The sequence below is a fragment of the Pararhizobium gei genome, from assembly GCF_029223885.1.
Taxonomy (GTDB): domain Bacteria; phylum Pseudomonadota; class Alphaproteobacteria; order Rhizobiales; family Rhizobiaceae; genus Pararhizobium; species Pararhizobium gei.
The window spans coordinates 2,235,398-2,248,793 of record NZ_CP119409.1; the positions used below are offsets into that span (position 1 = coordinate 2,235,398).

Genomic DNA, 13,396 nt, shown 5'->3' on the forward strand with positions numbered 1-13,396 from the left:
TGGAGGGAATCATTGTGCATCGCAGCGAATTTCACCCGCCCGGGCAGCAAACGTCAACGGCAGAGCTTAACAAAGGTTTGGCGGCGGAGGAAACCATCAGGATGTCTATTTCGATAAACGAGTTATATTACGGAAAAATAATGCCGGCTATCGCATGATGGCTCTATCGGCCAGCCACGGGAGGGACGACGATGTCTTACGCTAAGGAGACGATGGGGCCGGGGCGTCAGGATGGCCCGTTATTCGGCAAAGAGGCCCCGCCCGTGCAGCCCGGCAGGCGCCCCGGGGTCGTCGCGGCAGCCGTATACGAAAACGGCCAGCGCACCCGCGACATAGATATATCCGAAGCACGGGCCTGGAAGGGCCGTGACAAGGCTGTGGTCTGGATCGGCTTGCATGAGCCGGACGAGGTGCTGTTGAGCGAGGTTCAGGCGCAGTTCGATCTGCACGACCTGGCAATCGAGGATGCGCGCCATGCGCACCAGCGCCCAAAGCTGGAAATCTACGGTGACGGAATGTTCATCGTCGCACGCACCGCGCATATGGGCGGTGGTGAAATCGTCTTTGGAGAGACGCATCTTTTCGTCGGCCGCGGCTATGTGGTCTCCGTTCGCCATGGCCCCTCGACGTCATACAATCAGGTCCGCCAGCGGTGCGAAGCGTCTCCGGCCGCCCTGGCCCACGGTGAGAATTACATTCTCTATTCCATTCTCGATTTCATCGTCGACAATTACATGCCCGTGGTCGAGGGCATCCATGCCGAGGTCGAGGAGCTTGAGGAGCGGGTGCTGCGCGACCGGTTGGACAAGAAGGACATAGAGCGGCTCTATTTCCTGCGCCGCAGTCTTTTGCGATTGCGCAATGCCGTCGTGCCTCTGGTCGATGTCTGCCGGCGGCACGAACATCTCGATCTGCCGGGCATGGACGCCACCATGCACGCGCTGTTTCGTGACGTTACCGACCATGTCAGGCGCGTCCAGGAGGACATCGATACGTTGCGTGAGGTTCTGGCTTTTACCTTCGAGGCAAGCCTGATGATCGGCCAGTCCGAACAGACGGAAATTTCCCGCAAGCTGGCCTCCTGGGCCGCCATTCTCGCGGTGCCGACGGCGATCGCCGGCATTTACGGCATGAACTTCGACGAGATGCCCGAATTGAAATTCAGATACGGCTATTTCGTCGTTCTGTTCTTCATCCTGGCGGTCTGCAGTATGCTCTACCGCATGTTCCGTCGTGCCAAGTGGCTTTGACGAGGCGCGCTCATATCAGTCTCAGCCCTTTGAGGCTGGCATGTCCGTCCTTGCCGATGATGATGTGATCGTGAACCGTAATGCCGAGCGGCTTTGCCGTCTCGACAATCATCTTGGTCATCTCGATATCCGCCCGCGATGGCGTCGGGTCGCCCGAAGGGTGGTTGTGCACGAGAATGAGGGCGGTCGCGGACAGTTCCAGCGCCCGTTTCACGACTTCGCGGGGATAGACCGGCGTGTGATCGACGGTGCCGGTCTGCTGCACCTCGTCAGCGATCAGGGCATTGCGCTTGTCGAGAAAGAGAATGCGGAATTGCTCCCTTGTCTCGTGCGCCATGGCGGCGTGGCAATAATCGATGACGGACGACCAGGAGGCGAGGACCTGCTTGCCTTTCAGTTCGCTCTTCAGCGCCCGGTGGGCGACCGTCGAAATCAGCTTGAGATCGAAGGCGACTGCCTCGCCAATCCCCTTCACCTCCTGCAGAAGCGCGGGCGAGGCACCGAAGACGCCGCCCAGCGTGCCAAACCGATCGAGCAGGGCTTTGGCAATGGGCTTGGTGTCGCGCCGTGGAATGAGCCGGAAAAGTAGGAGTTCGAGGATTTCATAATCGGCAAGCGCCGTATCCCCATGATCCCGATAGCGCGTTCTCAGCCGGTCACGATGGCCATGATAATGCGCGTCGTCCGATTGCGGGGAGGCAAGCGCAAGATTGGCGCGCTTGGCCGGTTGCTCGGCAAAGAAGCCTCTCTCGTCTGCCGGTTGCGATGGATCGCTGTCGGAGAATGGAGGCTTTGTCATTGCAAACCTTAAGCTGGGAGACCGGGACGATCAAGGCCGCCTGGAGAAAGCGTGAAGATTTCGCAGCCGTCCGCCGTGACGCCGACGGCATGTTCATATTGGGCGGAGAGGGATCGGTCACGGGTCACCGCCGTCCAGCCGTCGGCCAGCACCTTTACATGCGGGCGGCCGAGATTGATCATCGGCTCTATGGTGAAGATCATGCCTTCGCGCATCTCCGGACCTTCGTTGGCGCGGCCATAGTGAAGGATGTTGGGCGCGTCATGGAACAGCCGTCCGACGCCGTGGCCGCAGAAATCCCGCACGACGGAGCAGCGCTCGGCCTCGGCGAAGCTCTGGATGGCCTCGCCGATGGCGCCGGTGCGTACGCCCGGTTTTACGGCGGCAATGCCGCGCATCAGGCATTCATGGGTGACTTCGAGCAGACGCTCGGCAGCACGCTTGATCTCGCCGACCGGATACATGCGGCTTGAATCGCCGTGCCAGCCATCGAGGATATAGGTGACGTCGATATTGACGACATCGCCCTCGCGAAGCGGCTTCTCGTTGGGGATGCCATGACAGACGACATGGTTGATCGACGTGCAGGAGGATTTGGTATAACCGCGATAGTTCAGCGTGGCGGGCAGGGCATTGTTGTCCATGCCGAATTCGAAAACGAAACGGTCGATCTCGTCGGTGGTTACACCCGGCTGGACGCGGCTTGCCAGCTCATCGAGACACCGCGCGGTGACCTGGCAAGCGCGTTTGATGCCGGCAAAATCCTCGGGCGTATAGAGGCGGATGGCGCCGGTATTCTTGTAGGGCGCAGACGCAGCCTCGATATAGGTAACCATTTCGGAACTTTCAGTTGTCTTTCTGTTTTCATAGATCAGCGAAGGCGGGTTCGTCTATCGCGATCAGGCCCTCCGGGGCAATTTGCTGCGGCGATACCCGGCATTTGACTGCATAGGCTTCAACTCCACGCCGGCGCGCCGTTATAAAGGCCTTGGAATAGACAGGGTCGAGGTCGTCGCAAATCCGGAAACGGACACAATCGTCGCGCTGCACCAGATAAATCATAATGCCGCGATGGCCGTCCTCGACCATGTCTCCCAGTTCCTCCAGATGCTTGGCGCCACGCTTCGTGGGACTGTCGGGAAACTCCGCAAGCCCGGGCATGCGAGAGAAATGGACGTTCTTGACTTCGACATAGGCGCGGGGCATGCCACTATCGCTGAGCATGATGTCGATGCGGGAACTTTTTCCGTAGCGTTGTTCGCGCTGCAATGTGGCGTACCGATCAAGATCGCTTATCTGCCCCTGCCGGATCGCCTCTTCCGCCAGCCGATTCGGCAGAGCGGTATTGACGCCGTCCATGGTGCCGCCAACCTCGATCATCTCCAGCATGTGCTGGTATTTGCGCGTCGCGCTGTCGTGTTCGGAAAGCCAGATGGTGGAGTCTGGCGTCGTCAGCCCACGCATCGATCCGGTATTGGGGCAAAATCCGGTGATCGGCCGCCCGTCTTCCAGAATTGCATCGAAAAGGAAGCGCTTGTAGCGCCGAACCAGAATAGCCGGCACTAACGGCCTGCCAAAGATCATTCGCCTCTGTCCACCGCGCTCAGGCTCGCGCCCTGACATAGGAACCTGGCGCCTCTTCCAGCGAGTTCAGCGTTCCGCCGGTCTTGCGCGCGGGCACGCGATCGCCGTCGAGCGCTTCTACCCAGGCCTGCCAGTGCGGCCACCAGGACCCCGGCGTTTCCTTCGCCGCCTTCACCCAATCGTCGAAATCGCCGGTGGCGGAACCTCCGGTCCAGAACTGGTATTTGCCCTTGTCAGGCGGATTGACAACGCCGGCGATATGGCCGGACCCGGCCATGACATAGGTTACGTCGCCGCCAAAAAGTCCGCTGCCGACAAAGACCGATTTGGCCGGCGCGATATGGTCTTCCTTGGTGGCGAGATTGTAGACGGGGATGGTGATGTCGGCGAGCGACACGTTTTTCCCTGCAAGTAGCATTTTTCCCTTGGCAAGATTGTTTTCAAGATAGCAGTTGCGCAGGTAGAAGGAGTGATTGGCCGCCGGCATCCGCGTCGAATCGGAGTTCCAGTACAGCAGGTCAAAGGCGCTTGGTTCCTGACCTTTTAGATAGTTGTTGACGAAATAGGGCCAGATCAGGTCCGAGGCGCGCAGCATGTTGAAGGCCATGGCCATCTTCGATCCGTCGAGATAACCTGTCGCCTTCATCCGCTCCTCGATCTGCGCGATCTGCTCCTCATCTGCGAAGACCTTGAGATCGCCGGCATAGGTGAAGTCCACCTGCGTGGTGAACAGCGTTGCCGAACGGATTCGCGTGTCGCCTTCGGTCGCATGAAGTGCAAGCGTCGCTGCGAGCAATGTGCCGCCGACGCAATAGCCGATCGCATTGACCTCTTCTTCACCTGTGGATTGCCGGATCGTGTCCAGCGCAAAGCCGATGCCTTCGCGCGCGTAGGCTTCCCAATCCTTGGAGGCATGACGCTCGTCCGGGTTGACCCAGGAGATTACGAAGACTGTGTGGCCCTGATCGACAGCCCATTTGATAAAGGATTTTTGCGGATTCAGATCAAGGACGTAGAACTTGTTGATCCAGGGCGGGCAAATGAGCAGCGGCCTTTTCAGAACCGTTTCCGTCGAAGCGTCATACTGCAGCACCTGGCAGACATCGCTTTGGGTAATGACTTTGCCGGGGGTGACAGCAATATTTTCCCCGACGGTGAATTTACTGGTATCCGTCTGGCGCAGCTTCAGGTCGCCTTTGCCGGCAACGATGTCCTCGGCCAGCATCTGCATGCCTTTGACGAGGTTTGCACCGCTGGACGCGACAGTCTCCCGGTAAAGCTGCGGATTGGTTGTGACGAAATTAGCGGGCGACAGCGCACTTGAGATCTGACGGACGTAGAAGGCTGCCTTCAGTTTCGTGTGTTCGTCCAGATCGGCGGCATCGCGTACCATCCGGTCGGCCCAATCGGATGTGATAAAATAACTCTGGCGCAGGAAATCGAAGAAGGGATTGGCTATCCAGTCGGCATCGGCGAAGCGCTTGTCGTTGCGCGGCACCACATCGGGATCGCTGACGGCTTCGCCGCCCATTTTTTGCAGCGTCCGCGTCCACATCGAAAAGAAGCTGCCCATCAGGGCCGTCTGCGCTTCCAGCGTGCGCCGCGGATCGGACAGCCAGTATTCGGAAACTTTGGACAGGGTCTTGACCATCTCGACCACAGGATCCGTGCCGAGATCTGTCTTTTCTCCGCTCTCGCGCGGCGCCAGCCAGGCGGACGCCGCCTTGCCGAGGTGTTCGACAGTCCGCGCCAGATTGATCGCCAAGGCCTCGGGATCTCTAACGATGTAGGGTTCCACGGATTTCGGGTCAAAACCGGCAAAGCCATCGCCGCCTGGACCGGAATCAGTCCCGGTCTTCCTGTCCTCTGCCAACCGTTTCCTCCAAAAATGTTTGTTTGTTTTGTCTTTTTACATTCTGCCCGAAAATGATAACAAGTGCCAGCGCATGTTCGTTGCCTCTCTTGGTCAGCGGCACGGATACGAGGGGCTACAGGCAGGGGCGATGATGAAGCGGTCGGAAAAAATGCTGGTGAAGCGGGCGGCGGTCTTCCTTGGCGGAGCGGCTTTTACACTTGTTCTGGCGGGCTGCAATTCGACACGGACAGAACCGCAGCCGTCTGCCTATTCCGCGACAATGGCAAGACCCATTGCCGCTGATGTCTATCCGGTTATCGAGGGTAAAAAGCTGGCTGCCACCACACAGATGAGCAATGAAGAGGCCGCGGCCCAATCGTCCCGGCTGACGGCTCTCGGGTCGGCCCGTTCGTCCGGAAAAATCTCGGAGGCCGAATATCAGCGCCGCCTGAGGGAACTGCAGGCGCTTGCGGCTGACCATGGGGCCGATACGTTGAAGCAGATACAGAATTAGCACTTGCGTTTCGGCTGATTTGGCCGCAAAGCCTTCTATGGCCGCGTGGGCCAGATTGCACCGCGCGCGTCTCCTTGCACGCATTTTTCCCGCACCGGAGACCGCGCAAGACGAGGTTTGAGATGGAAGAGTTTCACAAAGTCCGGCGTCTGCCGCCTTATGTTTTCGAACAGGTCAACCGTTTGAAAGCCAGCGCGCGAGCGAGTGGAGCCGACATCATCGACCTTGGCATGGGCAACCCGGATCTGCCGACACCGAAAGCCATCGTCGACAAGCTTTGTGAAGCCGTTCAGGACCCGCGCACCCATCGCTATTCGTCCTCCAAGGGCATTCCCGGTCTGCGTCGCGCGCAGGCCGCCTATTATGCCCGCCGCTTCGGCGTCAAGCTGAATCCCGATACACAGGTTGTGGCGACGCTGGGTTCGAAGGAAGGCTTTGCCAATATGGCGCAGGCGATCACAGCGCCCGGCGACGTTATTCTTTGCCCGAACCCGACCTATCCGATCCATGCCTTCGGCTTCCTGATGACCGGCGGCGTGATCCGGTCGATTTCCGTCGAGCCGGACGACACGTTTTTTCCGCCGCTGGAGCGAGCGATCCGTCATTCGATCCCAAAACCGATCGCGCTGGTCATCAACTACCCGTCCAACCCGACGGCACACGTCGCGACGCTCGATTTCTACAAGGAAGTCGTCGCCTTCGCCAAGAAGCACGACATCGTCATCTTGTCTGACCTGGCCTACTCGGAAATCTATTTCGATGGCGTGCTGCCACCGTCGGTTCTCGAAGTCCCCGGCGCAATGGACAACACCGTCGAGTTCACGTCGATGTCGAAGACATTTTCCATGCCCGGCTGGCGCATGGGCTTTGCCGTGGGCAATGAAAGGCTGATCGCCGCGCTGACCCGCGTGAAATCCTATCTTGATTATGGAGCCTTCACGCCGATCCAGGTCGCGGCCACGCATGCCTTGAACGGCGATGGCTCGGATATTGCCGAGGTGCGCAATATCTATCGCCGCCGCCGCGACGTTCTGGTCGAAAGCTTCGGCAAGGCGGGATGGGATATTCCGCCGCCGGCTGCGACCATGTTTGCCTGGGCGAAGATTCCGGAAAAATTCCGCCATTTGGGCTCGCTCGAATTTTCCAAGCTCCTGGTGGAAAAGGCGGATATCGCCGTTGCACCGGGCATAGGATTCGGGGAACAGGGCGACGATTACATCCGCATCGCATTGGTTGAAAACGAACATCGCATCCGGCAGGCTGCCCGCAGCCTGAAAAAGTTTCTGTCGACCGCCGACGATACGCTGCACAATGTGATTTCGCTGAACGCCCATCGCTGAGACGGCGGACAATCCGCTGATCTCAAATCCGCTCCGCTGTTCAAGCGTGGCGCCTTCGATATGTTAGGAAAACTGTGAATGTCAGATGCCCTTAAAATCGGCATTGCGGGCTTGGGCACCGTTGGTGCCTCGCTTGTTCGTATTCTTTTGGAACGCGGAGAAATGCTGGCGACGACCTGCGGCCGCGCAATCGAAATCACAGCGGTTACTGCACGCGACCGGAATCGCGACCGTGGCGTCGATCTGTCCGCGATGCGCTGGCACGACGACGCGCTCTCGCTGGCGCAAACCGCCGAAATCGACGTTTTTGTCGAGCTGATGGGCGGAGCCGGGGAGCCGGCCTACTCTGCCGTCAAGGCGGCGCTCGGCCGCGGCATCCACGTCGTGACAGCCAACAAGGCATTGCTGGCCGCCCATGGCACCGAGCTGGCGGGCCTTGCCGAAGACCATGGTGCATTGCTGAACTACGAGGCTGCCGTGGCCGGCGGCATTCCGGTCATCAAGGCGTTGCGCGAATCCCTGACGGGCAACACGATTTCGCGCGTCTACGGCATCATGAACGGGACCTGCAACTACATCCTGACCAAGATGGAGAAGGAGGGGCTGTCCTTCGAGGCCTGCCTTAAGGAAGCGCAACGTCTGGGCTATGCCGAAGCCGATCCAGCCTTCGACATAGAAGGAAACGACACGGCACACAAGCTTGCCATTCTCACGAGCCTCGCCTTTGGCACGGCGATCGCGGCCGACGATATTTATCTCGAAGGCATCACCAACATCTCCATCGACGACATCCATGCTGCTGCCGATCTCGGATACAGGATCAAGCTGCTCGGTGTCGCCCAGCGGACCGATAGCGGCATCGAGCAGCGCGTTCACCCGACCATGGTGCCGCTCAATTCTGTTATCGCCCAGGTCGATGGCGTGACCAACGCGGTGGCGATCGAATCGGACATTCTGGGCGAGCTTCTGATGGTCGGCCCCGGTGCCGGCGGCAATGCGACAGCTTCGGCCGTGCTCGGAGATATCGCCGATATCGCGAAAAGCCGGCCGGGCGCCCAGCATGTGCCGGCCTTTGGGCGGCCGGTGAAGGCGCTCGCCGGCTACAAGCGGGCCGAGATGCAGAGCCATGAAGGCGGCTATTTCATACGGCTCAAGGTTCTGGACAAGACAGGCGTGTTCGCCGGCATTGCCAAGCATATGGCTGAAAACGATATTTCGCTGGAATCGATTGTCCAGCACTCCAAGCAGCAGGTCGAGACGGGCGAACCGCAGACGATCATTCTGGTAACCCATGCGACCACCGAACAGTCTGTTCGCAGGGCCGTCCTGTCGATCAAGGGGGAGGGCTTCCTCGTCGGCGACCCGCAGGTGATCCGGATCGAGCGACCGAAGGCCGGCTGAACCAAGCGGTAACCGAATGCGCGGCCCCATCCGGACTTTTCCGGGCTGGGGCCGTTGTCGTTTGCGGAGATGAAGAATTCTTCGTACGAACGGCAGAATTCAATGGGAATGGACGATGAACGAACTGCCAGATCCAGTCCAGCGGGCCTTTCTAGGCGTCGAGCGCTCGGTCAGCGGCCAGCGCTGGGTGTCGCGCCTCGACCAGGCGGGGCAGAACCGCGCGCTCGCCATCGCCCAGGTCCATGGCTTTTCGGACCTGATCGCCCGTGTCCTGGCCGGCCGCAGTGTCACAATGGACGATGCAGTTGCCTTCATGGATCCGACCATCCGTTCGCTGATGCCGGATCCCGACACGCTGACGGATTGCACCAAGGCGGCTGATCGACTGGTCCTAGCTATCCGCAGACGGGAAAAGGTGGCGATCTTCGGCGATTATGACGTCGATGGTGCCGCATCCTCGGCTCTCCTGTACCGGTTTTTGCATCATTTCGGAATTGAAGCGGAAATCTACATTCCGGACAGGATCTTCGAAGGTTACGGGCCTAACCCGGCTGCCATCAACCAGTTGATAGACAATGGCGCGCAATTGCTCGTGACCGTCGATTGCGGTTCCACCAGCCACGAATCGCTTGCTGTTGCTGCGGCGCGGGGAGTGGAGGTGATCGTTGTCGACCACCACCAGGTGAGTGCCGAACTGCCGCCTTGCCTTGCACTGGTCAATCCCAACCGGGAGGACGATCTGTCGGGGCAGGGGCATCTCTGCGCAGCCGGCGTGGTTTTTCTTGTTCTGGTCAATACCATGCGTCGCCTGCGGGAAAGCGGAGACGCACGCGTCGCCTCCTTCGATCTTCTTGCTCTTCTCGATCTCGTGGCGCTTGCGACCGTCTGCGACGTCGTCGCCTTGAAGGGCTTGAACAGGGCCTATGTCGTCAAGGGACTGGTTGCAGCGCGGCACATGCAGAATCCCGGTCTGGCAGCACTGTTTCGCAAAGCCGGTCTGGGCGGACCCGTAACACCCTATCATTTCGGCTTCCTGATCGGGCCGCGCATCAATGCAGGGGGCCGGATCGGCGACGCAGCGCTCGGGAGCAGATTGCTGACGCTGGACGACGCAAATGCGGCCGATGCAATAGCGGCACGGCTCGATGAACTCAATCGCGAGCGGCAGGTGATGGAAACCGCCATGCTTGCCGAGGCGGAAGCCGAAGCGCTTGCGGAATATGGCACCGGCGAGGCCGCCTCGATCATCGTCACGGCGCACGAAAACTGGCATCCCGGAATTGTCGGCCTGCTTGCAGCGCGCCTGAAGGAGAAGTTTCGCCGGCCGGCCTTTGCGATCGCTTTCGATCCCAATGGCAAAGGGACGGGCTCGGGCCGGTCGATCAGCGGTTTCGACATCGGCCGCGTCGTCCGTGCCGCCGTGGAAAATGGCCTGCTTCTCAAGGGCGGCGGCCACGCGATGGCGGCAGGTCTGACCGTCGAGCGCGCCAATCTTGGCCGCCTGAGACATTTCTTCGAAGAGCGGGCTCAAACCGCAATCAAGGATCTTGTCTCCACCGAAACATTGAAGATCGACGCCGCGCTTGGAGCGTCCGCCGCCAATCTGGCGCTCGTTGATCAATTGGAGCAGGCTGGACCCTACGGCGCCGGCCATCCACAGCCGATCTTCGCGCTGCCGGCGCACCGCATCCGCGACACGCGCCAGGTCGGCACCAGTCATATCAAAGTAACCCTTGAGGGACAGGATGGATCACGAATAGACGGAATGGCCTTCCGCGCGTTTGAAACGCCTCTTGGCGACCTCCTGCTTTCGGCGCGTGGCATGACCATCCATGTGGCCGCCTCGATCTCAGCGGATATGTGGCAGGGAACCAGACGTGTCCAGCTTCGCATCATCGATGCTGCAAAGGCTTTTTAAAAGAGTGCAGGGCCGTCTTTTGAGAAATGTTGAGAGGCTGAACCTGGTACGCCCTAGGGGAGTCGAACCCCTCTTCCCAGAATGAAAATCTGGTGTCCTAACCGATAGACGAAGGGCGCATCAGGTGGCTGTCTTATAGTCAGGGGCCTTGCAGGCCGCAAGCGCCAATCTGCATTTTTTTGAAGTTTTCTGTAATAAAATCAGTATTGAAAAACACCGATTTGCTTACCCGGATAAGGCAGTGACGCCCGCGTCATTCACGCCGACAGCAACGGTCTTCAATTTCAAAGGGAGGTTCACAATGGTACGCCCTAGGGGAGTCGAACCCCTCTTCCCAGAATGAAAATCTGGTGTCCTAACCGATAGACGAAGGGCGCAGCAGTTGTGTGGGCGTCTTATAGTCAGGGGTTCTGAATACCGCAAGCGACAAAATTCATTTTCCTGCAAAAAAATCACACACCGGGGAGATGAATCGATTCGCCCGGAAATATTAATATAAAACAGATGCTTATGAATTTTGGCGACGGCGGCAGCGCCAGTTCCAGTCCCGTTGTGCGCCAGTGTCGATATGAACCGATTCCGTATGGCAATACGTTCCCACGCCACCACGGCCGGGAATGGTTCTGAGATATTCCGACAGCTCCCATTTGCTGACGCCCTGCACCTGGATATCGGCCGCCTTGCATGCCGTATGAAGAGAAGCGCGCCGGCCGCCGGCCGCTATATTGTGCTTAAGGTCGCGCAAGCCGGAGGTCACCATGACCTTGCGTCCGTAATGGGTTTCCACAACCTTGAGAAGCTGCAGCAATTCAGGCTGAAAGCACCCTGTCTCGACCTTTTCGGTCTGCAGCAGGAGGCCACTCGGGGCCAGCCTTGCGAGGCCTGACAGGGAGGCCAATCGTACCTGATCCGTCTCGTCGTCATGGCTGGTGGGTGCATCATCCATCGTCGCGAACATGGATGTGGTCTGGACACCGGGCAATTGCGTAAAGCCAAGCGCTGCAATTTTCTGAGGCTTCTGCGACGCTTTTGCAATGATTGTGCTTTTTGAGGCCTTTGCGAATCGGTCACCGTCGAACGGGCTGTCGTCGTTACGCTTGGCTGCAAACAGCGCCGCAAGCGACTTCGGCTGCTCGCCCACATCGCGATTATTGTCTTGCCGAGCTTTGGCCGCACCCCTGGACAGGCCCGCCGTCTCAACGACGTCGACGCCGGTTGGTCCCGCTGCAGCGCGCTGCGCCGGTTGCTTGGCTTCCGAAGAACCGGGCGGCACGGCTACGACTTTGGAGGCTGCAATACTATCCGATACCCCGCCACTCTCTGCGGTCTGCTGCACCGGGTTTTCCGCATTCGTCTCATTGTTGGCGCCATCGACAGGGAGGGGTAGGGGCTGCTGCCCGGTCTGGCCGCTGTTGAAGAGGCTGTTCGTCACGGGATTGACGCCGGTTTGTTGGTGCACGGGCAGGGGATCCGTACTCCCGCCGGTCGCGGATTGTTGCGGTTGAACGCCGCCGCTGGCCGGCCGCGCAGCAAAGATGCTGCCGGCCGTCGCGTTAAGGCCATTGGTTTCGAGAGGCAGTGATCCCGTCCGATTCTGTCCGGCCGGCGCCATCGCCTGGCCGACGTCCGCGCCCTGCGGCTGGGGATCGTTGCCGGTCGCCGCCACCTGCTGGTCCTGATAGTTCCCGGGAGCCGACTGTTCGCCATCGCCAGAGGCCACGGCGGGAACCGTCTCCTCCGTCACCGCCGCAGCGTCCTTCGCGGTGGAAACGCAGCCGGGTAAAATAAGGGTTGAGAGCGTGAGGGCCGCCGCACAGCCGAAACTGCGGATCATTCCTGTGTTTCGCAGAGCATGGTGCAACGTCTTCCCCCAATCAATTGCAGCCCGCGACATGGCTATCGTTACGGCCAATAGCCCGAAACAGCAGAGACTGACCTCAGCACAACGCCGCGACGACGTCAGAAAGCTTCTTCCTGGCTGACCCTGCGCAGATGCAGGACAGTTGCCTCTGTATCGGAGCCACGTTTCCACGCCCGCCGACACTCTAATATCAGGTACGGCTTTTGTAAATCTTTGCTAACGCTGCCAAAGAGGGCGCTCGTCAGAACGCCCCTTCTTGCAACGCCGCCGGCCTCGGCATTCTCTCGCCGATGTTTATCGCGCCTGGGAATTGTGCGGGGCTTACCAGGAGCCGGTGTTCGGCATCGAGAGCCAGGGCTCCTGCGGCGAAAGGCTTTCGCCTTTTTGAAGAATTTCGATCGAAATGCCGTCGGGAGAACGTACGAAAGCCATATGGCCGTCACGTGGGGGACGGTTGATCGTCACGCCGCTGTCCATGAGCTTTTGGCAGGTCGCGTAGATGTCATCGACCTCGTAGGCGAGGTGTCCAAAATTGCGCCCGCCGGCATAATCTTCGGTATCCCAGTTGTACGTGAGTTCGAGGCAGGGCGAGAGCTCCGATCTGGCACGGTCGAGATCGCCGGTTGCCGCCAGGAAAACCAGAGTGAAACGGCCCTTCTCATTTTCAATACGGCGGATTTCCACAAGCCCGAAGATCGTGCTCCAGAAATGCAACGCGGCGTCGAGATCTTTGACGCGAACCATCGTGTGCAGATAACGCATTGTAATGTCCCTGTTTTGCAAAATACCGGGCTATATGTAGCCGACAGCCAGCCTGAGGCAAGGCTCGAATGCCAGTTTGACATCGTGGCAAAATACATCCGGGGGCTTGCAC

At 59.4% G+C, this 13,396-nt stretch carries 11 protein-coding genes and 2 tRNA genes; 5 read left to right on the forward strand and 8 right to left on the reverse strand.

Features of this window, described 5'->3' with window-relative positions; translation table 11 throughout:
- Positions 1 to 212: 212 nt before the first annotated feature.
- A complete protein-coding gene (locus PY308_RS10990) occupies positions 213 to 1,250 on the forward strand; it encodes a magnesium and cobalt transport protein CorA (RefSeq protein ID WP_275791092.1) in 1,038 nt (345 codons plus the stop codon).
- Between the two features lie 10 nt (positions 1,251 to 1,260).
- Here the strand turns inward: PY308_RS10990 and radC are convergent, their stop codons facing one another.
- Genes radC through phaC form a run of 4 tightly spaced genes read right to left on the reverse strand, consistent with a single transcriptional unit; the run spans position 1,261 to position 5,506 of the window.
- Complete coding sequence (radC, locus tag PY308_RS10995; protein ID WP_275782374.1) at positions 1,261 to 2,049, reverse strand: RadC family protein; 789 nt, start codon at positions 2,047 to 2,049, stop codon at positions 1,261 to 1,263.
- Positions 2,050 to 2,057: 8 nt separating this feature from the next.
- Positions 2,058 to 2,885, reverse strand: coding sequence for a type I methionyl aminopeptidase (map, locus tag PY308_RS11000; RefSeq protein WP_275782376.1), 828 nt, complete (start codon positions 2,883 to 2,885; stop codon positions 2,058 to 2,060).
- 28 nt (positions 2,886 to 2,913) lie between these two features.
- Positions 2,914 to 3,633, reverse strand: coding sequence for a DNA/RNA nuclease SfsA (gene sfsA / locus PY308_RS11005; protein ID WP_275782378.1), 720 nt, complete (start codon positions 3,631 to 3,633; stop codon positions 2,914 to 2,916).
- A 19-nt stretch (positions 3,634 to 3,652) separates the two neighbouring features.
- Positions 3,653 to 5,506, reverse strand: coding sequence for a poly(3-hydroxyalkanoate) polymerase subunit PhaC (gene phaC, locus PY308_RS11010; RefSeq protein ID WP_275782379.1), 1,854 nt, complete (start codon positions 5,504 to 5,506; stop codon positions 3,653 to 3,655).
- Positions 5,507 to 5,657: 151 nt separating this feature from the next.
- On the opposite strand from phaC, the gene PY308_RS11015 reads away from it, so the two are divergent.
- The 4 genes from PY308_RS11015 (at position 5,658) to recJ (ending at position 10,661) form a co-directional block, all read left to right on the forward strand.
- Positions 5,658 to 6,002 carry an SHOCT domain-containing protein gene (locus PY308_RS11015; protein ID WP_434064254.1) on the forward strand — a complete coding sequence of 115 codons (345 nt, stop codon included), beginning with the start codon at positions 5,658 to 5,660 and terminating at the stop codon, positions 6,000 to 6,002.
- A gap of 122 nt (positions 6,003 to 6,124) precedes the next feature.
- Positions 6,125 to 7,342 (forward strand): LL-diaminopimelate aminotransferase, encoded by a 1,218-nt coding sequence (locus PY308_RS11020; RefSeq protein ID WP_275782383.1) that lies wholly within the window; start codon positions 6,125 to 6,127, stop codon positions 7,340 to 7,342.
- Positions 7,343 to 7,420: 78 nt separating this feature from the next.
- Complete coding sequence (locus tag PY308_RS11025) at positions 7,421 to 8,743, forward strand: homoserine dehydrogenase (protein WP_275782385.1); 1,323 nt, start codon at positions 7,421 to 7,423, stop codon at positions 8,741 to 8,743.
- A gap of 115 nt (positions 8,744 to 8,858) precedes the next feature.
- Entirely contained in the window at positions 8,859 to 10,661 is a 1,803-nt protein-coding gene (gene recJ / locus PY308_RS11030) for a single-stranded-DNA-specific exonuclease RecJ (protein WP_275782387.1), read from the forward strand.
- A gap of 44 nt (positions 10,662 to 10,705) precedes the next feature.
- Here recJ and PY308_RS11035 read toward each other — a convergent pair.
- The 4 genes from PY308_RS11035 to PY308_RS11050 form a co-directional block, all read right to left on the reverse strand.
- Positions 10,706 to 10,780: transfer RNA gene (locus PY308_RS11035), tRNA-Glu, on the reverse strand.
- 183 nt (positions 10,781 to 10,963) lie between these two features.
- Positions 10,964 to 11,038: transfer RNA gene (locus PY308_RS11040), tRNA-Glu, on the reverse strand.
- Positions 11,039 to 11,169: 131 nt separating this feature from the next.
- Positions 11,170 to 12,495 carry a D-Ala-D-Ala carboxypeptidase family metallohydrolase gene (locus PY308_RS11045; protein ID WP_275782389.1) on the reverse strand — a complete coding sequence of 442 codons (1,326 nt, stop codon included), beginning with the start codon at positions 12,493 to 12,495 and terminating at the stop codon, positions 11,170 to 11,172.
- A 348-nt stretch (positions 12,496 to 12,843) separates the two neighbouring features.
- On the reverse strand, positions 12,844 to 13,284 hold the full coding sequence (locus tag PY308_RS11050) for a VOC family protein (protein ID WP_275782391.1): 441 nt from the start codon (positions 13,282 to 13,284) through the stop codon (positions 12,844 to 12,846).
- Positions 13,285 to 13,396: the final 112 nt, after the last annotated feature.

Coding starts and splice junctions, on each gene's coding strand:
- map (WP_275782376.1), bottom strand. CDS start 2,885: ATGGTTACCTATATCGAGGCTGCGTCTGCGCCCTACAAGAATACCGGC.
- radC (WP_275782374.1), bottom strand. CDS start 2,049: ATGACAAAGCCTCCATTCTCCGACAGCGATCCATCGCAACCGGCAGAC.
- PY308_RS11020 (WP_275782383.1), top strand. CDS start 6,125: ATGGAAGAGTTTCACAAAGTCCGGCGTCTGCCGCCTTATGTTTTCGAA.
- recJ (WP_275782387.1), top strand. CDS start 8,859: ATGAACGAACTGCCAGATCCAGTCCAGCGGGCCTTTCTAGGCGTCGAG.
- PY308_RS11050 (WP_275782391.1), bottom strand. CDS start 13,284: ATGCGTTATCTGCACACGATGGTTCGCGTCAAAGATCTCGACGCCGCG.
- sfsA (WP_275782378.1), bottom strand. CDS start 3,633: ATGATCTTTGGCAGGCCGTTAGTGCCGGCTATTCTGGTTCGGCGCTAC.
- PY308_RS11025 (WP_275782385.1), top strand. CDS start 7,421: ATGTCAGATGCCCTTAAAATCGGCATTGCGGGCTTGGGCACCGTTGGT.
- PY308_RS11015 (WP_434064254.1), top strand. CDS start 5,658: ATGCTGGTGAAGCGGGCGGCGGTCTTCCTTGGCGGAGCGGCTTTTACA.
- PY308_RS11045 (WP_275782389.1), bottom strand. CDS start 12,495: ATGATCCGCAGTTTCGGCTGTGCGGCGGCCCTCACGCTCTCAACCCTT.
- PY308_RS10990 (WP_275791092.1), top strand. CDS start 213: ATGGGGCCGGGGCGTCAGGATGGCCCGTTATTCGGCAAAGAGGCCCCG.